This is a genomic window from Rhodoferax ferrireducens (assembly GCF_003347515.1).
In the GTDB taxonomy this organism is placed as follows: domain Bacteria; phylum Pseudomonadota; class Gammaproteobacteria; order Burkholderiales; family Burkholderiaceae_C; genus Rhodoferax.
This window is the reverse complement of record NZ_QEII01000264.1, coordinates 93,390-119,029: the sequence shown is the minus strand read 5'-3', so window position 1 is coordinate 119,029 and position 25,640 is coordinate 93,390. Positions and strand designations below refer to the sequence as shown.

Genomic DNA, 25,640 nt, shown 5'->3' with positions numbered 1-25,640 from the left:
GACTTGGGCGGTGGGGGCGGGGGCGGCACATACCAGGTCATCGCACCAAAAGCATTGCTGCTCACCTTGTCGGTGTCTGCGGGGGCATCCTGCCGCTGCAGGCGTTCCAGCTCAATATGTGGCTGTAGCTGGGTCGGCTTTCTGGACACGGGTGACATGCGCGTTGGCGCAGGCCGAACCACTTCATCGGCGCTATTCCATTCCTTTCCAACACCCCCTGACAGAATGATTGTCACGGCCAGCGCACCGAACAGCGCGCGTAGCCGCCACCGCCGCACGCTCATGATGGTTTCCCCAGATAAATGACCAACCTCACTTTGGCATCGACCAGTGGGTCGCCCACTTTCTGCCGCTCAAACTGCACCTGTTCCAGCGAAACGATCGGTATTTCGGCGCGCAGGTCGGAAAGAAACCTGCGTATTGTTTGATACTCGCCCTTGAGCGGCAGGCTCATCTGGAAACGGGTCAGTTTGCCGGTTTTGTCGCGTTCCGCCTTGTACTCGGCCTGTTGTAGATTAAGTCCGTCACGCTGAGCGATAACCGCAATCTTGCCGACCCAGTCGGTCGCGTCATGCTCGCTGGGGAAGATCCCATAGAAGGCGGCGAGTTGTTCGTCCAGCGGGCGCGCACCCTCCTTCGTCGCCCGGCGCGCTTGTGCAGTTTGCCCATGCAACGAGCTGACACTCAGGCGGACCGTGTCCAAGCGCTGCTGCGCCGGTTGCACGATTGAGAAGTAGAGCGCCAGGCACATCACAAGCCCGCCCGCACCGATGGCACCCGGCCGGCCCAGCTGGATGCCTTTGCGTCGCATATGGGAAGACAGGCGGAGCTTCACGGTGCAGTCTCCTTCCAGTGGCCGAGCAGGGAAAATAGAACCGGCTTTTCCGGGTCGTCCTGCCGAATCTGGTGGTTCTGCAGCATGACGCTGCTGAACTCTTCGCGCGTCGAGAGTAGCTTCACGTAGTTCAGCAAAGCGTTGAGATCCTTTGCTTCGCCGCTGATTTTCACGGTACCTTTGTGCAGGTCAGGCTCCAGCGACAGCAGCGCAATGTTTTGCCCGCCCGAGGTTTCTACTGCATTGAATAGCGCGTTCCAGGGCAGGCCAAGCTGGCGCACCACCTGGTTGGCCTGTTCGACCTCCAGCCTTTGCGCACGCGCGGCCTGTTCCGTGAGCGGTCGCGACACAAGCGCGCGGTGACTGGACAGCCGTTCGATCTGCTCGACCTTTCTTTCCCAAAAGGTGATCTGCTGGTTCAGCGTCTGGTGATAGCCGAACATCACGGCGAGCCCGATCAGGGCCACGACCAGAATCCCCAGCCCCAGCCACGGCACGGGTTTATAGGCACGCTGATAGTCGAGTTGCAGGGCACGCATCATGATCACCCCTCCATGGCCATGGTGAAATTCTCACCTTGTGCCGACGCCACGCCTGGCGCCGGCACAAGGGGGAGCGGATGGAACTGCCATGGATCGATGGCTGGGAGCACAGTGTCAGCAGATTCGCCATGGCATACATAAACCTCATGCGGCAGCGCCGTGTCATCGGCCAGATAAACCTCCCGATCAAGAATCAGCGGGAGTTCCTCACGCCATGTGCTGTCAACCCGTTGACTACGTACCCGTGACCAGTGCCCCTTGTGTAGCAGGGCAAGACACAGATTGCCCGGTTCAAGCAGCGCAAACCATGCGCTGCGCTGCCGCAGGTGACCTCTGAAACTATTGAAGGCTGCCATCAGATGGGGTTGCACAGATTGCAGGGTAAGGCCTGCTGCGTTAAACACACCCCTCAGGGCATCAAGCAACTCCGCATCCACCGCGCTGGCCAGTCTGGGCATTTCAGGCGGTTGTTCGTTCAGGCGAATTTCCCACTGCAGGGCGGCTTTTCCATACACCCTGGTGAAGCAATGGCGGGCGAAGGACAAATCCTCTTCCGCATTGGCCAGTTCGGCACGCCAGGGCACCATGGCGTAGCGCAAAAAATGGTTGGAGAGGATGACCGTGGCCGTGGTCTTTCCACCCGAACTTTCAGACAGTGCCGTCTCCAGTGCCTGCACTGCAGCGCGCCACGGTTGGGCGCCAATTGCGCTATTGCAGCACACCCTGTGCGGATCGTGCATGGTGCGGCGCAAACCACGCCAAGTGAGCGTGCGTTGCACCGACAGCAGTGTCACCTGGTCGGGGCTGAGCAGCACCTGCATTTCCTTATGCGACCAGGGTGACACGGTTGATCTCCTGTAAGGTGGTTTCGCCCCGCCCCACCATCTCCAGCGCAATGTCGCGCAAAAAGCGGGTTCCGTTGCGTGCGGCCGCCTCGCGAATGGCGCGAATCGGCTGGCGGGCAATGATGGCTTCGCGGATTTCGTCGTTCAGGTGCAGGATTTCGCCGATGGCGCGGCGTCCCTTGAAGCCGGTGCCGCGACAATGTCCGCAGCCGCGCCCGGCACGAAAGTTCATGCTGTGTGCCAGCTCGGTGGGGATACCGGAATCCGCCAGCAAACTGGCGTCGGGCTGATCCTTGTCGACGCAATGCAGGCAGCTCACCCGCAGCAGCCGCTGCGCCATGATGCCGTTCATCGCCGAAACGAAGCTGTAAGGGTCAACCCCCATGTGGATGAAGCGGCCAATCACATCGAACACGTTGTTGGCGTGTACGGTGGTGAACACCAGGTGGCCCGTCAATGCCGACTGCACCGCAATCTGCGCGGTCTCAGGATCACGAATCTCGCCGACCATGATCTTGTCGGGATCGTGGCGCAGGATGGAACGCAGGCCGCGAGCAAAGGTCAATCCCTTTTTCTCATTCACGGGAATCTGCAGAACGCCGGGCAACTGGTATTCGACCGGATCCTCGATGGTGACGATCTTGTCCAGGCCGTGGTTGATCTCGGTGATCGCGGCGTACAGCGTGGTGGTCTTGCCCGAGCCGGTAGGGCCGGTCACCAGCAGCATGCCGTAGGCCTCGCGGGCCAGGCGGCGCAGTTGGTTCAGGGTGTGATCGTCGAAGCCGAGATAGTTGAGGCGCAGCCCCTTGATCTGATCGGACAAGGCTTGCTTGTCGAGAATGCGCAGCACCGCATCCTCGCCGAAGATGCTCGGCATGATGGACACACGGAAATCCACCTCGTGCCCCTGCACAGACACCTTGAAGCGGCCGTCCTGGGGTATTCGACGCTCGGCGATGTCGAGCTCGGACATGATCTTGATGCGGGAAATAACCTGCTCTGCCAGCTCCAGCCCCGCCAGCGATCCCACCGCGGTCAGCACACCGTCGATGCGGTAGCGAATACTCAGGCCGCCGGGCGTGGTCTCCAGATGAATATCGCTCACTGACGCTTTCAGCGCGTCATAGACGGTCGAGTGCACCAACCTGACCACCGGGCTGGTGTCTTCACTGATACTCTTGAATGACAGGTCGGCGGCCCCGCACTGCGCGCTGGGGTTGCGGTCGCCGCTGGGCAGCAGGCCATCCATGGCATGCAGTGTTTCCTCGTGACGCGCCAGGTACGCAGCCACGTCGGCACGATGCGCAAGGCGCCAGCTGAACCGGGCGGCCACGCGCTGCTCAGCCCATGCCTGCAGCTCGCTATTGAAAGGATCGCCCATGACCAGCACCAGCGCATCGTTCTCGTCGCGCAGGGCCAGACACTCGCGTTCCAGCGCCTCGGCAAACGGTAGCACGTCGAAGGCCGGGTTCATGCGGTTCAGCTCCTCCATCGCCGCGGCGGGGAAATGCAGCGTCATCGCCAGCGTCTGTACAAAGCGCAGCGGATCAAGTCCGGACTGCTCCTCCAGCACCTCCACGATAGCGCGCTGCGCCTGCTGTGCCGCGCTACGCGCCGCCTGCACCTGCGCCGGCGAGAATCCGGGCCCGGCGCTGACGTCGATTGGCTCTGCCATATTCACTGGATGTTCCCCGCAAGTTCAAAGATCGGGACATACATCAGCACCACGATGCCGCCGATGATCAATCCGATAAACACCATCAGCAGGGGCTCGAACAGCTTGGTGAAACGCTCGACCCAGCGCGCCGTCTCGTCCTCGTAAAACGCCGCGATGCGCTCCATCATCTCGCCCATGCGCCCGGTGCGCTCGCCCACGCGCAGCATGCGTGAAGCCACCGGCGTGGTGAGGCCGTATTGATCCATGGCCTTGGAAAGCGCATGGCCTTCACGGATGCTCGCCGAGGCCAGCGCCAACTGGCCCCGCAGGGAGGACTCCAGCAGGTCGGACACCATCTGCAGGGAAGTCACCACCGGCATGCCGCCACGCAGCAGCATGCCGAGCGAACGGTAAAAGCGGGCAAGCTGAAAAACATGCAGTCGTCCGCCGAGGCTGGGGATTTTCAGCAGTTTGCGCATCATCCACCGCTTGCTGACTGGGCGGGTGATCGTATAGATGGCCGCGAGCAGCGCCACGGCGGTGACCGTCAAAAGGGCTGGGCCATTGGTGTCCAGCATCTGGCCCCAACGCATCAGCAGCCGCGACATCAGCGGCAAGTCACCGCCAATATCCCCATAGATGTGACTGAAACGCGGCACGACGTACACCATCAAAAACAGGGTCACCAGCGCGCCAACCCCGGCCAACAGGAGTGGATAAATCGATGCACTGACCACCTGCCGCTTGACGGCATCCATCTGCGATTGATAGGCTACGTAGCGCGACAAGGCTTCGGGCAAACCGCCCGTTTTTTCACAGGCGCGGACGGTCGCAACATACAGCAGCGGAATGGTCGCGGGCGAATGCTGCAACGCATGAGAAAAGGTATGCCCTTCGTAGAGGCTGGTGATAATCTGCCTAAGCGTTTTCTGGATTTCGGGCTGCTGCTCCTTGTCGGCCAGGGTTTCCAATGACTCCACCAGGGATAGCCCCGCCTCCAGAAGAGCCAGCAGTTCCTGGCTGAACAAGACCAGTGCAAATCTACCCGTGCCGGGTTTGCGCCACATCAGCCAGCCCGCTTTCGGCTTGATTCCGATAACCGTATACCCCTGATCTTGCGCCTGGATCGCGGCATCGCCGGCATCCACGGCCTCCAGCGCCAATGCCGTCAACTCGTCGCCGCGTAATGCCTTGACCTCATAGTGCATGGTGCTTCTCCCACATCGGATAGTTGCTTGCCTACTGCCAGTTCGTTATTTCTGCGGCTTCTCCCTCGCCGCCAGGCTTGCCGTCCTTGCCATACGACAACAAGTCATATTCCCCATGCTCGCCCGGCATGATGAACACGTAGGGATTGCCCCAGGGGTCGGGTGGAACCGCTTTACTCAGGTACGGGCCATCCCATTTGGCCTCGTTGGCCGGACGATCGACAAGGGCCACCAGCCCCTGCTCGGCGGTGGGGTAATGCCCGCTGTCGAGCCGGAACTGATCCAGCGCCTTACCCAAGGCGTTGATCTGGGCCCGTGCGGCCTTGATCTCCGACTTGCCAATCTGGGAAAAGTATTTAGGCCCGACGTAGCCGACCAGAAGGCCGATGATCACCATGACCACCAGCAACTCAAGCAGGGTAAAACCCCTGCTGTTTCGGCGTGCGCCCCCCCACCCGCTGTCATGCCCTGTTTTCTTCATATTCACACCCTCCCGTACCCGCCCCAAGCCGACCATCACTGACAAATGTCTTACTGGCGTTGTTTTAACTTTAGCGCCACAGGCGCGATCTGGCTCTGGGTGAATCACGGTATACGTTCATACATAGAAGTCGGTATTTTCAGATGGCCAAACTGCGTAGCAGCGCTCGGTCGGGGCGACGCTTGTTGCGCGCTGCGTTTTGGACGCGGAAAAGGATTCGGCTCTAGCGCAGGAACTGCCTGCAAGGCCAGGACACCCAGATGCCGGTGCCTTGCCCGGGCGCGGACCTGAGGTGGTAGGTGCCGCCTGAGACGGATGCGCGCTCCTCCATGCTGCGCAGTCCCAACCCTCTGATTTGACCTTCAACGCACTTGATGCCGTCCAGATCAAATCCGCGACCGTTGTCCTCGATCAGAAACAGAAGCACATCATCGAAACGGTCAAGACTGACGCGCACCCGGTCGGCCGCAGCGTGCTTGACGATGTTGTGGATGGCTTCCTGAAGAATACGGTAGAGAGGGAGATGCAGTGGCACCGGCACTTCGTGCTCGGCAACATTGATGATCTTCTCGATGGCAATATTGGCGCAGGCGGCCTCGTATTCACGGAAAAACCAGGAGAGGGTAGGCAGGATGCCCAGATCATCAAGTATCGACGGGCGTAAATCGGTGGAAACGCGGCGCAACTCGGCCACTGCCTCCTTGACGTGGGGTATCAGCTGCTGCAGCGACTCGCTTGCCTCGTCAGTCGCGCCCGCGGCCAGCCGCATGGCGCAGTTTTCGATCAATAGTTTGATCAGGCTGAGCGACTGCCCCAGCCCGTCGTGTAAATCCGATGAGATCCGCCTTCGTTCATTCTCCTGAATCGACACCAACAGGCCGGAAATTCTCCGTAGCTCCATGAGTTCCTGGCGCTCTACTGCGCTCAGGCCTCCCCCCTTGCCTGCCGCGCTGATCGTGGTCGGTTGGGCTTTACGTACCCAGCTCAGGATGCTGGAGATGTGGCAGCGAAACTCTTTGGCCAAGTCACCGGGATTGCCTCCAGCTTGAACCAGCTCGACCAATTTCTGACGGAATTGTGCCGGATACGACGATCTGGTAGTAGGAATTTCGAACTCCTTTCTTGAGCACAGCAAGCTGTCCATCACAGGGGTCAACTTCACTCAGGTGGACTACTCAAGCCTGCACTTCGGTCCCACCCCTCGCATCAGCGGTCAGCCACATTGACTCCGACGCCTTCACACGATTCTCATTTCGCCGCGCGCTTCCATCTTGCGCATTCTCAAGCTGTATCAATATGTATACCGCAGTTACTGAGTGCAACCATTCACCGTGGCGCCTGTTCGACGGTGTCACGCCCAGCCGTACCAGCGTGAGCCGGCAAGAAATCAATCGACGAAGAAATCCGGAATGAAATTTCGGGTGCCGGGTGTCACCGAATACTTTTCCAGATCGGTGATGCCGTGCGCTGCCAGCAGGGTATCGTCAATGTAGAAATTGCCGGTGTTTGAGCTGGCGCTGGTCAGAACCAGCCAGGCCGCATCCGACAGGATGTCCGGTTTGCGGCACAAGGCCACGTCCACGCCCGGAATCATCTGCATGGCCGCGGTGGCGATGGCGGTCCGCGGCCACAGGCTGTTGACGCCAATGCCGTATTTCTTGAACTCGCCCGCATGGCCCAAGGTGCACATGCTCATGCCGTACTTGGCCATGGTGTAGGCGGTGTGATTTTCGAACCAGTGCGTCCGCATGGACAGCGGCGGTGACATGGTCAGCACCTGCGGGTTGCGCCCGGCCGCCGCTGATTTTTTCAGCTCGGGCAGGCAGGCCATGGTGCACAGGTAAGTGCCGCGCGCATTGACGCCGTTCATCAAGTCGAAGCGTTTCATGGGCGTGGCTTCGGTGTTGGTCAGGCTGATGGCGCTGGCGTTGTTCACCAGGATGTCGATACCGCCAAAGGTCGCCACGGCCTTGGCCACGGCCGCCAGCACAGCCTCTTCGTCGCGGATGTCCACCGACAGCGGCAGCGCGCGGCCGCCGGCGGCTTCGATCTCCTGGGCCGCGCTGTAGATGGTGCCGGGCAGCTTGGGATTGGGGTCGGTGGTCTTGGCCACGATGACGATGTTGGCGCCATCCAGCGCCGCGCGCTTGGCAATGGCCAGGCCAATGCCGCGCGAGGCGCCGGTGATGAACAAGGTCTTGCCCTTCAGGCTGGCGGCCGGTTTCATGTCAGTCATGCTTACTTCTCCTGATGATGTTTTTGCTATGCAAAAAATAGCTGCTTACGCTTATTCGACGAGGGCTAGAGGCCTGTTTTCTTTAAATTTTCGAGAAATCCGGCTTGCGCTTCTCCATGAACGCGGTGAAGGCCTCGCGGGCCGCCGGCTCGCGCAGCATGCGGGCGAAGCTGGCGCCCTCTTCCACCATGCGCTCGGCCACGACGCCGGCCTGACTTTTTTTCATCAGGCGCTTGGTCTCGATCAATGAACTCATGGGTTTGGCGGCCAGCTTCTGGGCCTGGCGCTGCGCCAGCGCGGCGGCTTCGGCCGGCGGCACGATGCGGCTGATCAACCCCATCTCCAGCGCTGCCTCGGCCTTGAAGGGCTCGCCCAGCAGCAGCGCCTCGGCGGCGCGGCCATAGCCCATCAGCTGCGGTGCCAGGTAGCTGGACGCCGCTTCGGGACACAGGCCCAGGTTGACGAAGGGCAGAGAGAACTGCACGTTGTCCCCGGCATAAACCAAGTCGCAATGAAACAGCAGGGTGGTGCCAATGCCGACCGCCGGACCGCACACCGCCGCCACCAGCGGCTTGGGAAAGCTGCTGATGCCGCGCAAAAAGCGGAACACCGGCGAGTCCTGGCCGGCGGGCGGAACATTGAGAAAATCGCCAATGTCGTTGCCGGCACTGAAAATGGTCTCATGTCCCTGGAACACGACCACATGAACCGTGGCATCCGCCTCGGCCTGTGCCAGGGCATCGGCCATGGCCGCATACATCGCACCGGTAAGGGAGTTTTTCTTGTCCACGCGGTTCAAGGTGATGGTCATCACGCTGGCGCTGGTGTCGATCAATATCTCGGTCATGGTGGTTCTCGGTTGTGAGGAGCAAATACGTCGCGCAGCCTGTACGGCTACACGCGCTCGAAAATACCGGCCGCGCCCTGGCCCATGCCGACGCACATGGAGACCATGCTGTAACGCAGATTGTTGCGATGCAGCGCATGGATGGCGGTGGCTGCGCGGATGGCGCCGGTGGCACCCAGCGGATGGCCCAGCGCAATGGCGCCGCCCATGGGGTTGACCTTGGCCGGGTCCAGCCCCAAGGTATTGATGACGGCCAGCGACTGCGCGGCAAAGGCCTCGTTGAGCTCGATCCAGTCGATGTCGTCCTGCTTCAGGCCGGCGTAGCGCAGCGCCGCCGGAATGGCCTCGATCGGGCCGATGCCCATGATGTGCGGCGGCACGCCTTTGGACGCAAAACTGACGAATCGCGCCAGCGGTTTCAGGCCAAATTGTTTCACCGCTTTTTCGCTGGCCAAGATCAGGGCGCCGGCCCCGTCCGAGGTTTGCGAACTGTTGCCGGCCGTGACCGAACCGCGCGCGGCAAACGGCGTTTTCAGCTTGATCAGGCCTTCCATCGAGGTATCAAAACGCGCGCCTTCGTCCAGGCTGACCAGTCGTTTCTTCTCGATGACTTCGCCGGTCGCCAGATTGGGGGAACGGTCAATCACTTCCACCGGCGTCATTTCATCGGCGAAGTGGCCGGCTTCCATGGCCGCCAGGGCGCGTTTGTGGGACTCGACGGCAAACGCGTCCTGCGCTTCGCGGCTGATTTTCCACTGCGTCGCCACCTTCTCGGCGGTCAGGCCCATGCCGTAAGCAATGCCGATGTTCTCGTCGTTGTTGAACATCGCCGGCGACAGTGACGGCGTGTTGCCCATCATCGGCACCATGCTCATGCTCTCCACGCCGGCGGCGATCATCACGTCGGCTTCACCGACGCGAATCCGGTCGGCCGCCATTTGTACCGCGCTCAAACCTGACGCGCAAAAGCGGTTGACGGTGATGCCGCCGACGCTGGTCGGCAAACCCGCCAGCACGGCGCCGATGCGCGCGATGTTCAGGCCTTGCGGGCCCTCGGGAATGGCGCAGCCGCAAATCAGGTCTTCAATCACCTTCGGGTCCAGCGAAGGCACTTGCGCCAGCGCCGCCTGCAAGGCCTTGACCAGCAGATCGTCCGGGCGCGTATTGCGGAAAAACCCGCGATGCGAACGGCCAATAGGCGTGCGCGTGGCGGCAACGATATAGGCTTCTTGAATTTGTTTCATATAGATCCTTTCAACAGATCACTCAATTAATGCGGGAGGGTTCGTGATTGAGAAAGCGTAGCGAGCGGTCGTCAGGCTAGGCGGACGGAGCGCAGGAACCGGAACGTACTCCCTGTACGTGAGGATTCCGAGCACCGCCCAACGACGCATGGCGAGCGCGCAGTAGCTTTATCAATTACGAACCGGCTTGCCGGTGGACATCATGCCCATGATGCGTTCCTGCGTTTTGGGGTGGACCAGCAGCTCGCAAAAGGCCCGACGCTCCAGCGTCATCAGGTATTCCTCGTCCACCAGACTTCCCGCATCCACATCGCCGCCACAGACCACATTGGCAATCAGGCTGGCGATATGGAAATCGTGCGCGCTGATGAAACCGCCGTCGCGCATATTGACCAGCGAGCCCTTGATGGTGGCCACACCGCTGCGACCTGCCACGGCGAACTGGCGCTTGTGCGGCGCGCGGTAGCCGCCATTGAACAAGGCCTTGGCCTCGTTGATCGCAACAAACAGCAGTTCGTCCTTGTGCGGCACGATGACATCGCTGTCCAGCAAATAACCCAGCTTGCGCGACTCCAGCGCGCTGGTGCCCACCTTGGCCATGGCCGCGGCCGTGAAGCCTTCGGTCAGGAAGGGCAGCAGATCCTTGCCGGTCGAAGTGGCTGCATTTTCAGCCGCACGCCGCGCGATGTAGGTCAGACCACCGGCACCGGGCACCAGGCCGACGCCCACTTCCACCAGACCGATGTAGCTCTCCATGGCGACCACACGCCGCGCGGAATACACCGCCAGTTCGCAGCCACCGCCGAGCGCCAAACCCCGCACGGCCGACACCACGGGCACATTGGCGTAGCGCAGCTTGAGCATGGCCTGTTGCATCTCGGCCTCAGCACCGTCAATCGCAGCCACGCCGGCCATCATGAAGGCCGGCAGCATGGCCTGCAGATCGGCACCAGCGGAGAACATCTCGTCCGGCGACCAGATCACCAGACCCTGGTAGCCGGCCTCGGCCAGTTCCAGGCCGTGCATCAGGCCTTCCACGACGCCGGGGCTGATGGCGTGCATCTTGGTCTTGATGCTGGCAATCAGCACCTCGTCGTCGAGCGTCCACAGGCGAATGGCGTCGTCTTCATGCAGCGTCTTGCCCGCCGTTTCAGCCTTGGGCGCCTCGGCGCCGAGCACGCGCTCGGGGAAGTGTTGCCGCGCATACACCGGCAGGCTGCGCGGCAGCACAAACTGCCCCGTGCTGGGGTTCCAAGAACCTTGTGGCGTGTGCACGCCACCGGCGTCGGGCACCGGGCCGTTGAAGACCCAATCCGGCAGCGGCGCTTGGCACAGCGCCTTGCCGGCGTCGATGTCTTCCTTGATCATATGGGCCACGGTCAGCCAGCCGGCTTCCTGCCAGAGTTCGAACGGGCCTTGCTTCATACCAAAGCCCCAGCGCATGCAGAAGTCCACATCGCGCGCGTTGTCCGCAATCGACGCCAGGTGCACGGCAGCGTAATGAAAGCTGTTGCGCAGAATGGCCCACAGGAATCGGCCTTGCGCGCCTTCGCTGTCGCGCAGCAATTTCAAGCGTTCGGCGGCGGGCTTTTTCAGCATGCGGCCATAGACCTCGTCGCCCTTTTGACCGCCCGGCACGTAGTCTTTCGTGGCCAGATCGAAACGCAGAATATCGCGCCCCACCTTCTTGAAAAATCCCGCCTTGGCTTTCTGGCCCAGGTTGCCCATTTCCAGCAAGGTCTTGAGCACCTCGGGCGTGGCAAAACTCTCAAAGAAAGGATCGGTCTCCAGCGTCAAGGTGTCCTGCAGGGTCTTGATCACATGGGCCATGGTGTCCAGCCCGACCACGTCCGCGGTGCGGAAAGTACCGGAGCTGGCGCGGCCCAGTTTTTTGCCGGTGAGGTCATCGACCACGTCATACGTCAGGCCAAAATTCTCCACCTCTTTCATGGTCGCCAGCATGCCGGCGATGCCGACGCGGTTGGCGATGAAGTTGGGGGAATCCTTGGCCCGCACCACGCCCTTGCCCAGGGTGCTGGTGACAAAGGCTTCCAGGTCGTCGAGGATTTGCGGCTGCGTGGTGGGCGTGTTGATCAGCTCCACCAGCATCATGTAGCGGGGCGGGTTGAAGAAATGAATGCCGCAAAAATTCGGCTTGATGGCCTCCGGCAGCGCTTCGCTCAGTTGGGTGATGGACAGGCCCGAGGTGTTGGATGCCACGATGGCGTGCGGCGCCAAAAAGGGCGCGATCTTTTTGTACAGATCGAGCTTCCAGTCCATGCGTTCGGCGATGGCTTCGATCACCAGATCGCAGTCCTTGAGCAGCTCCATGTGCTCTTCGTAATTGGCCTGCTGGATCAGCCCGGCGTCTTCCGCCACGCCCAGGGGCGCGGGCTTGAGCTTTTTCAGGCCGTCGATGGCACGGGTCACGATGCCGTTCTTCGGCCCCTCCTTGGCGGGCAGGTCAAACAGAATGACGGGCACCTTGACATTGACCAGGTGGGCGGCAATTTGCGCACCCATCACGCCGGCACCGAGCACGGCGACTTTTTTAACTTGAAAGCGGGACATATTGATTCCTGACTTGTGAGTGAGCTACCGGCTTCAGGCCAGGGCGGCATCCGTGTCCATCAACACTTTGCTGCCGGCGCGCGCCGCGCGCATGAGGCTGGCGGTTTCCGGGAACAGTTTGGCAAAGTAGAAACGCGCCGTCTGCAGCTTGGCCAGGTAGAAGGGGTCGGCATTGCCGGCGGCGATTTCACGCAGCGCAACTTGCGCCATGCGGGCCCAGAAGTAGCCGAACACCAGGTGGCCTGCCACCCGCAGATAGTCCACGGCCGCCGCGCCCACCTCGTCGGGGTTCTGAAAGCCCTTGAAACCGATCTCGGTGGTGAACTTGGTCATCTGGTCGCCGAGGATGGCAATCGGGGTGATGAATTCGGCCATCTTCTCGTTGACACCTTCTTCTTCCACCAATTGGCCCACCAGCCGGCCGAACTTCTTCAGCGTGGCGCCGTTGTTGCCCAGAATCTTGCGACCCAGCAGATCCAGCGACTGGATGGTGTTGGTGCCCTCGTAAATCATGTTGATGCGGTTGTCGCGCACAAACTGCTCCATGCCCCATTCCTTGATGAAGCCGTGACCGCCGAACACCTGCATGCAGGCATTGGTGGAAATGTGGCCGTTGTCGGTGATGAAGGCCTTGACGATGGGTGTAAGCATGGCCAGCATCTCGCCAGAGTCCTTGCGCACTTTCTCGTCCGGGTGGTTGTTCTCTTTCTCCAGCAGCATGAAGCTGAAGCACATCAAGGCCCGGCCGCCTTCGGCATAGGCCTTGGCGGTGAGCAGCATCTTGCGCACATCCGGGTGCACGATGATCGGGTCGGCGGGCTGGTCCTTGGCTTTGGGGCCGGACAGCGAGCGCATCTGGATGCGGTCTTTGGCGTAGGCCAATGCGTTCTGGTAGGCCACTTCGGTCAGCCCGAGCGACTGGTTGCCCACGCCCAGGCGCGCGGCGTTCATCATCACAAACATGCCTTGCATGCCTTTGTTGGCCTGGCCCACCAGCGTGCCGACCGCGCCCTCGAGCACGATCTGCGCCGTGGCATTGCCGTGGATGCCCATCTTGTGCTCCAGGCCACCGCAGTAAACACCGTTGCGCGCACCCAGGGACCCATCCTTGTTCACCAGGAATTTGGGCACGATGAACAGGCTCACGCCCTTGATGCCGGCGGGCGCATCGGGCAAGCGGGCCAGCACCAGGTGAATGATGTTCTCGGTCATGTCGTGTTCACCGGCGCTGATGAAAATTTTGTTGCCGGTGATTCTGTAAGTGCCGTCCGCCTGGGGTTCGGCCTTGGTGCGCATCAGGCCCAGATCGGTGCCGCAATGGGGTTCGGTCAGACACATGGAGCCGGTCCATTCGCCGCTGGTCATCTTGTGCAGGTAGGTCTGCTTTTGCTCGTCGGTGCCGTGGGTGTGCAGGGCCTCATAGGCGCCGTGCGTCAGGCCGGGGTACATGGTCCAGGCCTGGTTGGCGCTGTTGAGCATCTCGTAAAACAGCTGGTTCACCACCAGCGGCAAGCCCTGGCCACCAAAGGCCGGGTCGCAACCGAGTGCCGGCCAGCCGCCTTCGACGTACTTGGCGTAGGCCTCCTTGAAGCCCTTGGGCGTCGTGACAACATGGGTGTCCCGATCAAGCGTGCAGCCTTGCGTGTCGCCGCTGATGTTCAGCGGAAAGGCGACGTCAACGGCAAACTTGCCGCCTTCTTCCAGCACGGCGTTGATGGTGTCCACATCCATGTCAGCATGCTGCGGCATGGCTTTCAATTCGTCGGTGACCTTGAGCACTTCGTGCATCACAAATTGCATGTCGCGCAGGGGTGGGTTGTAGGTAGGCATGCTGATTATTCCTTGGAGGATGGGTTTGTTGTTGCGGGGTGGGTTGATGCGGTCGCGGCAGGCTTGCCGTAGCGCGCGAGAATGTTTTCAAAGCCTTTGTTGGCACGCTCGGTGGAGAACGGGTTTTTCAAAAAGCGGGCTTCGTAGTGCGAGGCCAGAATGAGGCCATGAATCTCGAAGGCCATTTGCTCTTCATCGGCGTTTTCATGGAGGTGGCCTTCCTCTTTGGCCTGAACGACGGCACGGTACAGGGCCGCCAGCCAGGTCTTGACCGAGCTGGCCAGCGCGTCACGCACGGGCCCGGGGCGGTCGTCAAACTCAACGGCCCCGCTGATGAAGATGCAGCCGGACTGGATTTCGACCGCCACGCGTTTCATCCAGTTGGCGAACAGCGCCCGCACGCGCGGCAAGCCACGGGCTTCGTCCATCGCAGGAAAGAAAACCTCGTCGGCAAACTGGGCGTAGTACTCGCGAATCACGGAAATCTGCAGCTCTTCGCGCGAGCCGAAGTGGGCAAACACACCCGACTTGCTCATTTGCGTCACCTCGGCCAAGGCGCCAATGCTCAGGCCTTCCAGCCCGATCTGCGCCGCCAGGCCCAAGGCCGCATCCACAATGGCTTGCTTGGTTTGTTGCCCTTTTTGCAGGGCGCGCCCCCCGCGCGAGCCTTGCCGGCTGCTGGAGCGTGGTGGGGTATCAGGCAATTCAGAGATGGGCATGGTGCGCAGAAAAAGAACGATCGTGCTATTTTGCCGTAGTTCTGATGTCCGCTGCAATCCCCCGATGTATTTAGAGAGTTTTTTCTAGGGTCATCAAGGGTATACCCGAACCCTGAAGCAGCGCCATGCAGCTGCTGGCACTGACGCGGTGGTTCAGCCCCGCACAAACAAGGTCTGCAGTGGGTCAGGACCGAGCTGACGACTCCAGTGGCCGTGCACGGCGGGGTCGAAGGTAGCCCCCGCAGGCAATACATCGGCCGAATAGAAATGCTCGCCCGGCTTGAACACCCGGGACACGCCACCCTGCAGGCCAATTTCCATTTGACCCGTCAAGATAAACACCCACTGCGGATTGCCGGTGCAATGAAACTGGCTGCGAAATCCGACCGGACTGTAGCGCAGCTGGTAACCGCCCGATTCAAACACTCTGGAAAGCATGGATTGGGCGGACCCTTCGGACAGGTCTATCGTTTCATCGCGAAACCGGGCGCGGCCATCGGCATCGGTGTAGAGGACGACTTGGGTGAAAACGGACATGTGCGATTCTCCGAAACGTTATAGGGCAGGTGCCCGCAATTCATGGGCTGAATCAAAGGGTGGCGGTGACGCCGCCATCCACGTAAAGAATATGGCCGTTGACAAAACTGGAGGCCTCACTGGCGAGAAACACCGCAGCCACGATGGCGTCCGCCGGCATGGCCGCGTCGAAGGTATAGGCGTGCTCATCCGGGCCGGGCGGCTCCAGGGTGGCCAGCTGGCTGTCAAGCAGCGATGCCGGCATGTAATGTCCCGGGCGACTGGCCATGCGCGTCGCCAGCAATTCAGGGTCGCCCCGCAGGTGGATGACCTGCAAGTCAGCAGCCCCGCCACGCAAGATGTCCCGATAAGCCCGTTTGAGCGCGGAGCAGGAAACGACGAGGCCGCGACCACGCGCCCGTGCATCGCGAATGCGGGCGGCCAGCACTTCGAGCCAGTCTTGCCGATCGTCGTCGGTCAGCGCAATGCCCGCGGCCATTCGTCCGATGTTCCTGGCGGAATGCAGCTGATCGCCTTCCAGGAATTCAAGCCCCAGTGCGCTGGCCAGTCCTTGCCCCACGGTGCTTTTGCCGCAACCGCATACCCCCATCACCACAAAAACAGCTGCCCGCATGTCAGAAAAAATCACGGCTCGCGCGATATCAATCCAGGCGTTTGCCGCTGTCCGTTTCAAACAAGTGCACCTTGGCCGCATCAATGTGCAGCCCGATGATGTCGTCGGGTTTGACGGTGGTTCTTCCATGCAGGACCACCGTGAAGGTGGTGTCGCCGACCGCAAGCACCAGCTCGGTTTCCGCGCCCGTGGGCTCCACCACCACCACTTTGGCCGCGATTCCCTGCCCCGCCTCGCCGATGACAATGTCCCCGGGGCGGACACCGTAGTGCACGGTCTGCCCGTCCCGCCCGGAGCCCATGGCGCCGACGGGCCATTGATTCCCCTGGGATTCGACCCAGGCACGTCCGTCGGCCTGGCGCAAGGTTCCGGTGAACACATTCATGGACGGAGAACCAATGAATTGGGCCACGAACAGATTGCCGGGGTGATCAAACAGTTCCAGCGGCGTGCCGATCTGTTCAATGATGCCGTCATGCATCACCACAATGCGATCGGCCATGGTCATGGCCTCGATCTGGTCGTGCGTGACGTAGACCGTGGTGGTTTTCAGGCGTTGGTGCAAGGCCTTGATCTCGGCGCGCATGGCAACCCGCAGTTTGGCGTCCAGGTTGGAGAGCGGCTCGTCGAACAAAAATACTTTGGGGTCGCGCACGATCGCCCGCCCCATCGCCACCCGTTGCCTCTGGCCCCCCGAAAGCTCGCGCGGAAAACGGTCCAGCAGCGGGTCCAGGTTCAGGATGCGCGCGGCATCACCCACGCGCTTGTGGGTGAGCGTTGTATCGGCATTGCGCAGCTTGAGACTGAAGGCCATGTTGTCCCGCACCGTCATGTGCGGATACAGCGCATAGCTTTGAAACACCATGGCGATGTCGCGGTCTTTGGAGTCGAGTTCATTGATCACGCGGCCATCGATGGCGATTTCACCGTCGCTGATCTCTTCCAGGCCGGCCAGCATGCGCAGCAAGGTTGATTTACCGCAGCCCGAGGGGCCGACCAGCACAACGAATTCACCATCGGCAATGTCAAAACTGATGCCGTGAATGATCTTGACCTTGCCAAAGTTTTTTTCGATTTTGTTAAATGATACGGATGCCATGGAGTCAATTCCTTTTTGCCTAGCTTTTCACCGCGCCAGCCGTCAGGCCAGACACCATGTAGCGCTTGAATGTGTAATAAATGGCTGCTGGCGGCATGGCGTAAATCAAGCCGGTTGTCATGAGCAGCTCCCATGGTGAATCGTCGGCCGAGAGAAAATTACCCAGAGCCACCGCCAAGGTCACGCTGGTATCGTTGGACAGCAACAGGAACGCATACAGGTACTCGTTCCAGGCCAGCAGCAAGGCGTAGGTGCCGACGGCCACCAGCGACGGCACCATCAGCGGCAGGTACACCAGCCGGAACAGTTGTAGCGCGGTGGCGCCGTCCATCCGGGCAGCTTCGTCCAATTCAAAGGGCAACTTGTCGGACGCCTGCTTGAGTACCCAGATGCAGTACGGTGACGCAATCGTCACCATCGCCAGAATCAGCGCCCACTGGCTGTTGAGCAGACCATAGTTGCCCATGGTCTTGTACATGGGGACCGCCAGAAACGCCGCCGGGATGAAGTAGGTGAACAGGGCCAGGTTCATCACGGTGCGGCCACCGCGAACTTTCAGGCGGCTGATGGCAAAGGCCGCGGCCGTCGAGATCGTCAGTGTCAGCGCGCCGACCGACACCGCAATCACCAGCGAGTTGCCCATCTGGGTCCAGAAGTGCGCCAGGTAGAAGTGCTTTTGTCCAAACACAAAATAAAAATTATCCAGTGTCGGGTTCGTGGGCCACAGGTGCCCCGAGGTGGCTTGGTCTCGCGGCGAGATCGCGAACAGGACCATGTGGTAGATCGGAATCAGCGTCCACAGCAGCACCGGGATGCCAATCAGCAACAGCTTGGCCTCGGTGGCCACGGTCTTGAAAGTGATGCGCTTCATTTGGAGAGTCTTTTCATCATGAAATACACCAGAGGCAATACCAGGGGCAAGGCCACCACGATCGATGCCAGCGACAGATCGACCTGATCCAGTCGCAGGTAGCGAATGCCCAGGGTCGCGAGGACGTGGGTCAAATCGGCCGGGCCGCCGCCGGTCAGCAGATAGACGCTGTTGAAGTCGCCCAGCGTCCAGATCATCGACAGGATGGTGGATGTCAAATACAGACTGCGCATCGACGGCCAGGTGATGAACTTGAACTTTTGCAGGCTGGAGGCGCCATCCACCGAGGCCGCTTCATATTGTTCGGCTGGAATCGCCATGCGCCCGGCCAACAGGATCAGCGTCCAGAAGGGCAAGGATTTCCAGATATGCGCGAGCATCGAGAAACTCAAGGCCAGCGTCGGATCATTGAGCCAGTTGGGCCCATCCAATCCTGTGAGATTGAAGATGAGCGTATTGATGACGCCCCACTCAGGGTTGAGCATGAAGCGCATCGACAAAATGGTGGGAATCGACGGTACGGCCCAGGGCAGTATGAATATGGCGGCCAGGAGCTTGATCCACCAGCGCGTATTCAGAAAGTAGCCCGAGAGCAGCAAGGCCAGGAGCATCTTCAGATTGACTGAAACGACAACAAAGATGACGGTATTGATGACGGTGCGGAAAAAAATCGGGTCCGCAAACAAGCGCTCATAGCTGTCTGGATGACGCGCCAGCCACAGGCCGTAGCCTACCGGGTAGATAACAAAGACGAGGAAAACGAGGATGTAGGGAACGACGAAGATCCGTCCCCAGAATTCCCAGGATGACGCACCGCGCCGAATAGGGCGGGCGGACGAACTGGCTTGATCGGCAGCAATGGAACTCATGACTTTTGAAGGTGCGCAACCGCCGGTGGACCGAAATGGTTTAACCGGAAGGTTGCGCCGCCCTTTCTCTTTAGGTGACGAAATCAGTTAGCGACGGTCTTGATGCGCGCGATCATTTCATCGACAGCCTTGTCAACCGGCACCTTCTCGTTGATGACGCGGTTCATGGCCTTGGCCCAGACGTTCTCGTTGTTCAGGACGGTGAACTTGTAGTTCTTGGTGAACTCGAAATTAACCGTGCCGGCCTTGAACTGGTTGTAGACCGAGGTGCGGTGCGGATCCGCTTTCCAGAACGGGCGTTCCTGCGCGGTTTTCATCACCGGGAACCAGCGTCCGAGCGAACCTTCCACGTACGGCGTGAGATTTTCATCCTGCATCAGGAAACTGACAAATTCCTTGGCGCGTACCTTGTTCTTGGCTTGCGAGAACACCACCCCGGTCTTGATGGCCGCGCGGTAAACCATCTTGCTGCCGTCAGGTTTGCTGGGGAAGCCCGCGGTACGGATGTTTTCCGTGTAGTTCTTCTTGGCCAGGGCCCGCTCCTCCGGCTTCAGGGCTTCGTTGTTCATGTCGTCCAGCCACTTCGCGGCGATCGAGATCGTGGCGTTGTGCGTCATCAAGGTGGTCTTGTTGTGGAAGGCCACATTGTTGTCCGGGTCTTTCCAGCTGGTGGACGACGGCGGGGTGCAACCGCGGGCGTAGATATTGGTGTAATCGGTCAAGGCAGACACCAAGCCGGCCTTCACCTTGGGGTCATCCACCAGCAGCTTGCCGCTGTCGCTGACCAGGGACACGTTGTACGCATCCATGAAAGTCAGGAATGAGTAGAACGAATCACTCGAATCCACGCCCATGGGCTGGCCAATGCCAAAGCTGCGCTTGCCGGATTTCTGGCGGTGCGCGACTTGGGCCTTGTCGCACCAGAACGACCAGTAATCGCTCCATTTGGTCGGGATGTCCGATTCCTTGAAACCGGCCTCGGCCAGCATGTCAACCCAGTACTCGATGTGCATGGTCTGCTGCTTCATCGGGAACGCATAGTAGGCACGCGCGCCGGTCTGGTTGTTCAGCAGGAAAGTCGTCTCCGCCGTGTTCGGGGCAAAACGGGTGCGGATGGGATTCATCACGCTGCTGATGTCCTCCAGCTTGCCGTCAAAAGCCCATTTGCCGGTGACCTGGAAGTCATACACATCCGCGTAGGCCACATCCGGCGGATTGCCGGAATCCAGCGCCGCCACGGTCTTCGGAATCATGTCCTGAATCGGATACTGCGAGAGTTCGATTTTGACGCCCTTGTGCTTGTCTTCGTATTTCTTGATGGCGGCAAACAAGGCGTCATCCTCGGCCTTGTAGAAACCCTTGACCCACCAGACGGTGAGCTTCTCCTGGGCCACAGCCTGACCGCCGGCCAACAAGGCCGAGGTCATGAAGGCCGCTGTAGCAAGTAGTTTGAACTTCATCGATAGTCTCCTTTTGTAGTGAGGGAAAAAACGGCTTGCGGATCAGACCGCTATGAGAGAGATGAGAGGGGGCACTGCATTGCAAGAGATGCTGCTGGTCATGCCTTTGATTTCTATCATATGACGATTAGCTTATCTGGCGAACCAAGGTAAACCCTTGCTTAGCGACACTCCGGCACGGGTGTGAGCAAGGGCTCCCCCGCCAGTCCGGCTCTCATGTTGGCAAAGGCCAGGTCGGCCATCGCCTGGCGCGTTTGTTGTGTAGCGCTGGCCATGTGCGGCGTGAGAACGACATTGCCCAAGGACCACAGTTCGGCCGGCACGTTCGGTTCATTCTCAAAAACGTCCAGGGCCGCCCCGGCAATCAGCCCCGACTGCAAGGCATGAACAAGGGCCGATTCATCCACCACGCTACCGCGCGCCACGTTGATCAAAAAGCCATTCGGGCCCAAGGCCGACAACACCTCGGCGTTGATCAGATGACGCGTGCCGGCGCCCCCCGGCGTGATCACCACCAGAAAGTCAACCTCAGCCGCCAGGGCCTTGGGATTTGGGTAGTGGAGGTAGCCGGACTCCGGTTTTTCCGAGCGCGCCGTATAGGCGATGGACATGTCAAAAGCTTGCGCCCTGCGGGCGATGGCTTTGCCAATGCGGCCCAAGCCGACGATGCCCAGTCGGGCACCGGTCACCTTGCGACCCAGCGGCATCGGGCCCGACGGCCAGCGGCCAGCGCGCACATGCTGGTCCGCCTGCGGAATGCGACGGGCGATGGACAGCATCAGCCCGATGGCCAGGTCCGCTACATCATCGGACAAGACATCGGGCGTATGCGTGACGCAAATGCCACGCTCCCGCGCCGCTTCGGTGTCAACGCCGTCATAGCCGACGCCAAAAACCGACACCACTTTCAGGTTCGGCAACTGCGCCAGCAGCGACCGGGAAACTCGCGATTCGCCCATGGCCGCAATGCCAGATATGCGCGGCGCGAGTTCGGCAAACGCGGCCGCATCGGCTTCATGCGCGCGATCGTGCACGGTAAAGCTGGCTTGCAGCGCCTCCAGATAAAACGGATGCAGTTTGGCAACGGCCAGGATATCGGGTTTGGACAATTCAGTCTCCAGAGGAAATGGTTGAAGCGCTCAGAGCTTGAACGGCACGACGACCTGGCGCTGCTCGCCCAGGCCTTCAATACCCAGGGTCATGACATCGCCCTTCTTCAGGTACAGCGGCGGTTTCATGCCCAGGCCCACGCCGGGTGGCGTGCCCGTGGTGATCACGTCGCCGGGCATCAGGGTCATGAACTGGCTGACGTAACTCACGATCTTGGCCACGTTGAATATCATGGTCTTCGTATTGCCGGTTTGCATGCGCTGGCCATTGAGGTCCAGCCACATGGCCAGTTTTTGCGGGTTGGGCACGTCGTCGCGTGTCACCAGCCACGGCCCCAGCGGGCCGAAGGTGTCGCAGCCCTTGCCCTTGTCCCAGGTACCGCCGCGCTCGATCTGGTATTCACGCTCGCTCACATCGTTGACGGTGCAATAACCGGCGACAAAATCAAGCGCGGCCTTTTGTGACACGTAGCGCGCTCTGGTGCCAATCACCACGCCCAGCTCGACCTCCCAGTCAGATTTCACGGAGCCCTTGGGCAGCATGACCGGGTCGTTGGGCCCCTGAATGCAAGTGGTCGCCTTCATGAACACGATCGGCTCCGGGGGAATCGGCAAATTCGACTCGGCCGCGTGATCGGCATAGTTCAGGCCAATGGCAATGAACTTGCCGACGCCGTTGACCGGCGAACCCAGGCGGGGTAAACCTTTCACCAGTGGCAATTTTTCCGCCTTCAGCTTGCGGATTTTGGCCAGCGCGGCGTCACCCAGCTGTTCAGGACCAATGTCCTTGACCACCGCGCTCAGGTCGCGCAGTTTGCCCTCGGCATCGATCAGGCCGGGCTTTTCTTTGCCGGGATTTCCGTAACGAACAAGTTTCATGAAATTGTCTTTCTGTTGCTGGTTGAGTGTTGTTTCAGATGGTCATGCCGCCGTCAACCGAGAACAGTTGACCGGTGGCAAAAACCGATTCGTCGCTGGCCAGGTAGACCACGATGGGCGCGATTTCGTTCGCCTGGGCCAGGCGCCCCATCGGCTGGCGGGCGATGAAATTCTTGCGCGCCTCGGCCGGATCGGCATAGCTGTTGATACGCTCCCCGAGGGAAGGCGTGTCCACCGTGCCGGGCGCAATGGCGTTGCAGCGAATGCCCTGCCCGACAAAATCGACCGCGACCGATTTGGTCAGGCCGACCACCGCTGCCTTGCTGGCGCCGTAGGCAAAACGATTGGGCAGCCCCTTGAGGCTGCCGCATACGCTGGCCATGTTGATGATGCTGCCGCCGCCCGCCGCCAGCATTTTGGGCAGCGCCGCCTGGATCATCCAGAACTGCGCACGCACGTTCAGGTTGAAGGCGAAGTTCCACTCCTCATCGGTGGCCTGGAGGATGCTGCCGTTGTGCACGACGCCGGCACAATTGAACAGCACGTTGACCGGCGCGATGCGCGCCACCAGCGCCTGGATGGCGGTTTTATCCATCACGTCCAGCCGGGCCGTGGTGACATTGGCCACACCGGCAAAGCCCTCCAGCAGCTGGGCGTTGACGTCGGTGGCCAGCACCTGCGCGCCCTCAGCAGCCATTGCGAGAACGCTGGCCCGGCCAATACCCTGGCCTGCGGCCGTGACCAGCGCTGTTTTCCCTTGTAGCCTCATGTCGCCTCCATTCAGAAAAGTCGGCACCGGACCGCCATGACAGGGTTTGCCCCGATGTTGAATAATGCAAATCGTGTGATTATTAATTGGCCTTACCACTTGGCCAATAAAGACAAACCCTTATTCCCCCTGAACCCTTCATTTCGACCCTTATGGCATTGCAAATCGTAGAACCGCAACGCTTGTATCGCCAGATTGCCGAGCAATTGCGCACGGCCATCGCAGCTGGCGAGTTCGCCGTCGGCGCGCGCCTGCCCGCCGAGCGGGACCTGGCCAAGCAACTCGGCGTCAGCCGCCCCTCGGTGCGTGAAGCCCTGATTGCGCTGGAGGTCGAGAGCTGGGTCGAGGTGCGCACGGGCTCGGGTGTGTATGTCCTGGAACGCAGTAGCACCACCCGCGCCAGCGCCATCGCCTCCACCGAATGGGGGCCTCTTGAATTGATCCGCGCGCGCCGGGTGATTGAAGGTGAGGTCGCCGCACTGGCCGCGCTGCAAGCCAAACGCAAAGATCTGACCCAGATTGAACTCGCCCTTCAAGCCATGCGCGACGAAGCCGACGCCGGCCGACTGCCGCTTGACGGTGACCGCGCCTTTCACACAGCCATCGTCCAGGCCTGCGGCAACGTCGTTTTAACGGAAACCGTGCAAGGCTTTTGGGACGCACGCCGTGGCCCCTTGTTCACGCGCCTGGGTGGCTACTTTGAAACCGTGCCGTCGTGGCGTGCCGCCATTACCGAGCACGAAGCCATTGTGGCCGCGATCCGCGCCCGCAATGCAGCCAGCGCCCGTGCCGCGATGCACCTTCACATGGATAACTCGCATGCGCGCTTCAGTGTGAGCTGGCGCAAAGCCAAAACCCGTCGCCCCTCTTCCGAAGCCACCTCATGACTTCGACACCTTCCTATATTCGCCTTCATCCCAACGACGACGTGCTGATCGCCCGCCAGCAACTGCTGGGCGGCACCGTCATTGAAGGGTTTCCCGTCAAAGGGTTGATCCCGGCCGGCCACAAAATTGCCACCCACGCCATTTCGCAAGGCGCACCGGTGCGGCGCTACAACCAGATCATTGGCTTTGCCAGCAAGCCGATCGCCCCCGGCGAGCATGTGCACACGCCCAACCTGGACATGGGCCCGAACAAGGGCGACTTTGAACGGGACTACGCCTTTGGGGCCGACGTCAAACCCGAGCCGGCGCGGCGCGAGGCCACGTTCATGGGCATCAAGCGCGCGGATGGACGCGTGGCCACGCGCAACTACATCGGCATCCTGTCCAGCGTGAACTGTTCGGCCACCGCCGCACGCGCCATCGCCGACCATTTTTCGCGGCACAACAATCCGGCGGCGCTGGCCGCCTTTCCGAATGTGGACGGCGTCGTCGCCCTGACGCACGGCACCGGCTGCGGCATGGACAGTGACGGCCTGGGCTTGCAGATCCTGCAGCGCACCCTGATCGGTTACGCGACCCACGCCAACTTTGCCGCCGTGCTGGTGGTGGGGCTGGGCTGCGAGTCCAACCAGATCAATGCCTGGCTGGCTACGGGCCGCCTGCGCGAGGGCGAGACCCTGCGCGCGTTCAGCATTCAGGACACCGGTGGCACGGCAAAAACGGTGGCCAAGGGCATTGCGCTGATCAAGGACATGCTGCCCCAGGCCAACGCCGTCCGGCGCGAACCCTGCAGTGCCGCGCACATCACCATTGGTTTGCAATGCGGCGGCTCGGACGGTTACTCCGGCATCAGCGCCAACCCGGCACTGGGCGCAGCGGTGGACCTGCTGGTGGCGCACGGCGGCTCCGCCATCCCGAGCGAAACGCCGGAAATTTATGGCGCCGAACACTTGCTGACACGCCGCGCCGTGAAAGTTGAGGTGGGCGAGAAACTGATCACCCGCATCAAGTGGTGGGAGCACTACGCCCGGGTCAATGACGGCGAGATGAACAACAACCCCTCGCCGGGCAACAAGGCCGGCGGCCTGACCACCATCCTGGAAAAATCGCTGGGAGCCGTGGCCAAGGGCGGCACCAGCAACCTGCAGGCGGTGTACGAATACGCCGAGCCCGTCAGCGCCCACGGCCTGGTCTTCATGGACACCCCCGGTTACGACCCGGTCAGCGCCACCGGCCAGGTGGCAGGCGGCGCCAACGTCATCTGCTTCACCACGGGTCGCGGCTCGGCCTATGGCTGCGCGCCTTCGCCCTCGCTCAAGCTGTCCACCAACTCGGCGCTGTGGCGCAAACAGGAAGAAGACATGGACATCAACTGCGGCGAGATCATTGACGGCAGCTGCACCATCGCCGCGATGGGACAACGCATTTTCGAGAAGGTGCTGGCCACCGCCTCCGGCGCCCACAGCAAGAGCGAGTCGCACGGTTACGGCCAGAACGAATTTGTGCCCTGGCAGGTCGGCGCAGTGATGTGA

25 protein-coding genes and 1 other RNA gene are annotated in these 25,640 nt (G+C 60.9%); 2 read left to right on the top strand and 24 right to left on the bottom strand.

Annotation, left to right across the window (positions count from 1 at the left end; genetic code table 11):
- From C5P05_RS10915 to C5P05_RS10800, 24 genes are all read right to left on the bottom strand, one after another.
- Nucleotides 1-284, bottom strand: a 284-nt coding sequence (locus tag C5P05_RS10915; RefSeq protein WP_198674695.1) for a hypothetical protein, incomplete at its 3' end; no start/stop codon positions are given.
- Nucleotides 281-835, bottom strand: a complete 555-nt coding sequence (gene pilO, locus C5P05_RS10910; protein WP_157979288.1) for a type 4a pilus biogenesis protein PilO — start codon at nucleotides 833-835, stop codon at nucleotides 281-283. The genes pilO and C5P05_RS10915, both read right to left, overlap by 4 nt.
- Nucleotides 832-1,377, bottom strand: coding sequence for a hypothetical protein (locus tag C5P05_RS10905; RefSeq protein WP_114969860.1), 546 nt, complete (start codon nucleotides 1,375-1,377; stop codon nucleotides 832-834). Before C5P05_RS10905 ends, pilO begins: the two co-directional genes overlap by 4 nt.
- 2 nt (nucleotides 1,378-1,379) lie before the next feature.
- Nucleotides 1,380-2,222, bottom strand: a complete 843-nt coding sequence (locus tag C5P05_RS10900) for a hypothetical protein (RefSeq protein WP_157979287.1) — start codon at nucleotides 2,220-2,222, stop codon at nucleotides 1,380-1,382.
- Nucleotides 2,203-3,897, bottom strand: coding sequence for a GspE/PulE family protein (locus tag C5P05_RS10895; protein ID WP_114969858.1), 1,695 nt, complete (start codon nucleotides 3,895-3,897; stop codon nucleotides 2,203-2,205). Before C5P05_RS10895 ends, C5P05_RS10900 begins: the two co-directional genes overlap by 20 nt.
- Before the next feature lie 2 nt (nucleotides 3,898-3,899).
- The gene (locus tag C5P05_RS10890) at nucleotides 3,900-5,087 is read right to left on the bottom strand and encodes a type II secretion system F family protein (RefSeq protein ID WP_114969857.1); all 1,188 of its coding nucleotides are present in this window, start codon (nucleotides 5,085-5,087) and stop codon (nucleotides 3,900-3,902) included.
- 31 nt (nucleotides 5,088-5,118) lie between these two features.
- A complete protein-coding gene (gspG, locus tag C5P05_RS10885) occupies nucleotides 5,119-5,568 on the bottom strand; it encodes a type II secretion system major pseudopilin GspG (RefSeq protein ID WP_114969874.1) in 450 nt (149 codons plus the stop codon).
- Between the two features lie 223 nt (nucleotides 5,569-5,791).
- Complete coding sequence (locus C5P05_RS10880; protein ID WP_114969856.1) at nucleotides 5,792-6,712, bottom strand: sensor histidine kinase; 921 nt, start codon at nucleotides 6,710-6,712, stop codon at nucleotides 5,792-5,794.
- Nucleotides 6,713-6,955: 243 nt separating this feature from the next.
- The gene (locus tag C5P05_RS10875) at nucleotides 6,956-7,804 is read right to left on the bottom strand and encodes an SDR family oxidoreductase (protein WP_232834436.1); all 849 of its coding nucleotides are present in this window, start codon (nucleotides 7,802-7,804) and stop codon (nucleotides 6,956-6,958) included.
- Between the two features lie 82 nt (nucleotides 7,805-7,886).
- Nucleotides 7,887-8,651, bottom strand: coding sequence for an enoyl-CoA hydratase (locus C5P05_RS10870; RefSeq protein WP_114969855.1), 765 nt, complete (start codon nucleotides 8,649-8,651; stop codon nucleotides 7,887-7,889).
- Between the two features lie 47 nt (nucleotides 8,652-8,698).
- The gene (locus C5P05_RS10865) at nucleotides 8,699-9,895 is read right to left on the bottom strand and encodes an acetyl-CoA C-acyltransferase (protein ID WP_114969854.1); all 1,197 of its coding nucleotides are present in this window, start codon (nucleotides 9,893-9,895) and stop codon (nucleotides 8,699-8,701) included.
- A gap of 45 nt (nucleotides 9,896-9,940) precedes the next feature.
- A non-coding RNA gene (locus tag C5P05_RS10860) (sX9 sRNA) lies at nucleotides 9,941-10,015 on the bottom strand.
- 51 nt (nucleotides 10,016-10,066) lie between these two features.
- Nucleotides 10,067-12,466, bottom strand: coding sequence for a 3-hydroxyacyl-CoA dehydrogenase/enoyl-CoA hydratase family protein (locus C5P05_RS10855; protein WP_114969853.1), 2,400 nt, complete (start codon nucleotides 12,464-12,466; stop codon nucleotides 10,067-10,069).
- A 33-nt stretch (nucleotides 12,467-12,499) separates the two neighbouring features.
- Nucleotides 12,500-14,296 (bottom strand): acyl-CoA dehydrogenase C-terminal domain-containing protein, encoded by a 1,797-nt coding sequence (locus C5P05_RS10850; RefSeq protein WP_114969852.1) that lies wholly within the window; start codon nucleotides 14,294-14,296, stop codon nucleotides 12,500-12,502.
- Between the two features lie 5 nt (nucleotides 14,297-14,301).
- Nucleotides 14,302-15,015 (bottom strand): TetR/AcrR family transcriptional regulator, encoded by a 714-nt coding sequence (locus C5P05_RS10845; protein WP_114969851.1) that lies wholly within the window; start codon nucleotides 15,013-15,015, stop codon nucleotides 14,302-14,304.
- 153 nt (nucleotides 15,016-15,168) lie between these two features.
- Complete coding sequence (locus C5P05_RS10840) at nucleotides 15,169-15,552, bottom strand: hypothetical protein (protein WP_114969850.1); 384 nt, start codon at nucleotides 15,550-15,552, stop codon at nucleotides 15,169-15,171.
- A gap of 52 nt (nucleotides 15,553-15,604) precedes the next feature.
- A complete protein-coding gene (locus tag C5P05_RS10835) occupies nucleotides 15,605-16,180 on the bottom strand; it encodes a gluconokinase (RefSeq protein ID WP_232834435.1) in 576 nt (191 codons plus the stop codon).
- Nucleotides 16,181-16,193: 13 nt separating this feature from the next.
- Nucleotides 16,194-17,264, bottom strand: coding sequence for an ABC transporter ATP-binding protein (locus C5P05_RS10830; RefSeq protein ID WP_114969849.1), 1,071 nt, complete (start codon nucleotides 17,262-17,264; stop codon nucleotides 16,194-16,196).
- Between the two features lie 19 nt (nucleotides 17,265-17,283).
- Nucleotides 17,284-18,135 carry a carbohydrate ABC transporter permease gene (locus C5P05_RS10825; protein WP_114969848.1) on the bottom strand — a complete coding sequence of 284 codons (852 nt, stop codon included), beginning with the start codon at nucleotides 18,133-18,135 and terminating at the stop codon, nucleotides 17,284-17,286.
- Nucleotides 18,132-19,004 carry a carbohydrate ABC transporter permease gene (locus C5P05_RS10820; RefSeq protein ID WP_114969847.1) on the bottom strand — a complete coding sequence of 291 codons (873 nt, stop codon included), beginning with the start codon at nucleotides 19,002-19,004 and terminating at the stop codon, nucleotides 18,132-18,134. Before C5P05_RS10820 ends, C5P05_RS10825 begins: the two co-directional genes overlap by 4 nt.
- Before the next feature lie 83 nt (nucleotides 19,005-19,087).
- On the bottom strand, nucleotides 19,088-20,464 hold the full coding sequence (locus C5P05_RS10815) for an ABC transporter substrate-binding protein (protein WP_114969846.1): 1,377 nt from the start codon (nucleotides 20,462-20,464) through the stop codon (nucleotides 19,088-19,090).
- Nucleotides 20,465-20,625: 161 nt separating this feature from the next.
- Nucleotides 20,626-21,573 carry a 2-hydroxyacid dehydrogenase gene (locus tag C5P05_RS10810; RefSeq protein ID WP_114969845.1) on the bottom strand — a complete coding sequence of 316 codons (948 nt, stop codon included), beginning with the start codon at nucleotides 21,571-21,573 and terminating at the stop codon, nucleotides 20,626-20,628.
- A 30-nt stretch (nucleotides 21,574-21,603) separates the two neighbouring features.
- Nucleotides 21,604-22,452, bottom strand: coding sequence for a fumarylacetoacetate hydrolase family protein (locus C5P05_RS10805; protein ID WP_114969844.1), 849 nt, complete (start codon nucleotides 22,450-22,452; stop codon nucleotides 21,604-21,606).
- Nucleotides 22,453-22,486: 34 nt separating this feature from the next.
- Nucleotides 22,487-23,221 carry an SDR family oxidoreductase gene (locus C5P05_RS10800; protein WP_114969843.1) on the bottom strand — a complete coding sequence of 245 codons (735 nt, stop codon included), beginning with the start codon at nucleotides 23,219-23,221 and terminating at the stop codon, nucleotides 22,487-22,489.
- Between the two features lie 152 nt (nucleotides 23,222-23,373).
- On the opposite strand from C5P05_RS10800, the gene C5P05_RS10795 reads away from it, so the two are divergent.
- Together C5P05_RS10795 and C5P05_RS10790 are read left to right on the top strand one after the other, a co-directional pair.
- Nucleotides 23,374-24,108: a FadR/GntR family transcriptional regulator gene (locus C5P05_RS10795; RefSeq protein ID WP_114969842.1), complete on the top strand. Its 735-nt coding sequence runs from the start codon at nucleotides 23,374-23,376 to the stop codon at nucleotides 24,106-24,108.
- Complete coding sequence (locus tag C5P05_RS10790; protein ID WP_114969841.1) at nucleotides 24,105-25,640, top strand: UxaA family hydrolase; 1,536 nt, start codon at nucleotides 24,105-24,107, stop codon at nucleotides 25,638-25,640. Before C5P05_RS10795 ends, C5P05_RS10790 begins: the two co-directional genes overlap by 4 nt.

What these genes read in the sequence shown, in the direction of transcription:
- C5P05_RS10820 (WP_114969847.1), bottom strand. Translation starts at nt 19,004, where the DNA reads ATGAGTTCCATTGCTGCCGATCAAGCCAGTTCGTCCGCCCGCCCTATT.
- C5P05_RS10865 (WP_114969854.1), bottom strand. Translation starts at nt 9,895, where the DNA reads ATGAAACAAATTCAAGAAGCCTATATCGTTGCCGCCACGCGCACGCCT.
- C5P05_RS10875 (WP_232834436.1), bottom strand. Translation starts at nt 7,804, where the DNA reads ATGACTGACATGAAACCGGCCGCCAGCCTGAAGGGCAAGACCTTGTTC.
- gspG (WP_114969874.1), bottom strand. Translation starts at nt 5,568, where the DNA reads ATGAAGAAAACAGGGCATGACAGCGGGTGGGGGGGCGCACGCCGAAAC.
- C5P05_RS10825 (WP_114969848.1), bottom strand. Translation starts at nt 18,135, where the DNA reads ATGAAGCGCATCACTTTCAAGACCGTGGCCACCGAGGCCAAGCTGTTG.
- C5P05_RS10870 (WP_114969855.1), bottom strand. Translation starts at nt 8,651, where the DNA reads ATGACCGAGATATTGATCGACACCAGCGCCAGCGTGATGACCATCACC.
- C5P05_RS10890 (WP_114969857.1), bottom strand. Translation starts at nt 5,087, where the DNA reads ATGCACTATGAGGTCAAGGCATTACGCGGCGACGAGTTGACGGCATTG.
- C5P05_RS10830 (WP_114969849.1), bottom strand. Translation starts at nt 17,264, where the DNA reads ATGGCATCCGTATCATTTAACAAAATCGAAAAAAACTTTGGCAAGGTC.
- C5P05_RS10845 (WP_114969851.1), bottom strand. Translation starts at nt 15,015, where the DNA reads ATGCCCATCTCTGAATTGCCTGATACCCCACCACGCTCCAGCAGCCGG.
- C5P05_RS10840 (WP_114969850.1), bottom strand. Translation starts at nt 15,552, where the DNA reads ATGTCCGTTTTCACCCAAGTCGTCCTCTACACCGATGCCGATGGCCGC.
- C5P05_RS10800 (WP_114969843.1), bottom strand. Translation starts at nt 23,221, where the DNA reads ATGAGGCTACAAGGGAAAACAGCGCTGGTCACGGCCGCAGGCCAGGGT.
- C5P05_RS10790 (WP_114969841.1), top strand. Translation starts at nt 24,105, where the DNA reads ATGACTTCGACACCTTCCTATATTCGCCTTCATCCCAACGACGACGTG.
- C5P05_RS10895 (WP_114969858.1), bottom strand. Translation starts at nt 3,897, where the DNA reads ATGGCAGAGCCAATCGACGTCAGCGCCGGGCCCGGATTCTCGCCGGCG.
- C5P05_RS10880 (WP_114969856.1), bottom strand. Translation starts at nt 6,712, where the DNA reads ATGGACAGCTTGCTGTGCTCAAGAAAGGAGTTCGAAATTCCTACTACC.
- C5P05_RS10905 (WP_114969860.1), bottom strand. Translation starts at nt 1,377, where the DNA reads ATGATGCGTGCCCTGCAACTCGACTATCAGCGTGCCTATAAACCCGTG.
- C5P05_RS10815 (WP_114969846.1), bottom strand. Translation starts at nt 20,464, where the DNA reads ATGAAGTTCAAACTACTTGCTACAGCGGCCTTCATGACCTCGGCCTTG.
- C5P05_RS10850 (WP_114969852.1), bottom strand. Translation starts at nt 14,296, where the DNA reads ATGCCTACCTACAACCCACCCCTGCGCGACATGCAATTTGTGATGCAC.
- C5P05_RS10795 (WP_114969842.1), top strand. Translation starts at nt 23,374, where the DNA reads ATGGCATTGCAAATCGTAGAACCGCAACGCTTGTATCGCCAGATTGCC.
- C5P05_RS10855 (WP_114969853.1), bottom strand. Translation starts at nt 12,466, where the DNA reads ATGTCCCGCTTTCAAGTTAAAAAAGTCGCCGTGCTCGGTGCCGGCGTG.
- C5P05_RS10805 (WP_114969844.1), bottom strand. Translation starts at nt 22,452, where the DNA reads ATGAAACTTGTTCGTTACGGAAATCCCGGCAAAGAAAAGCCCGGCCTG.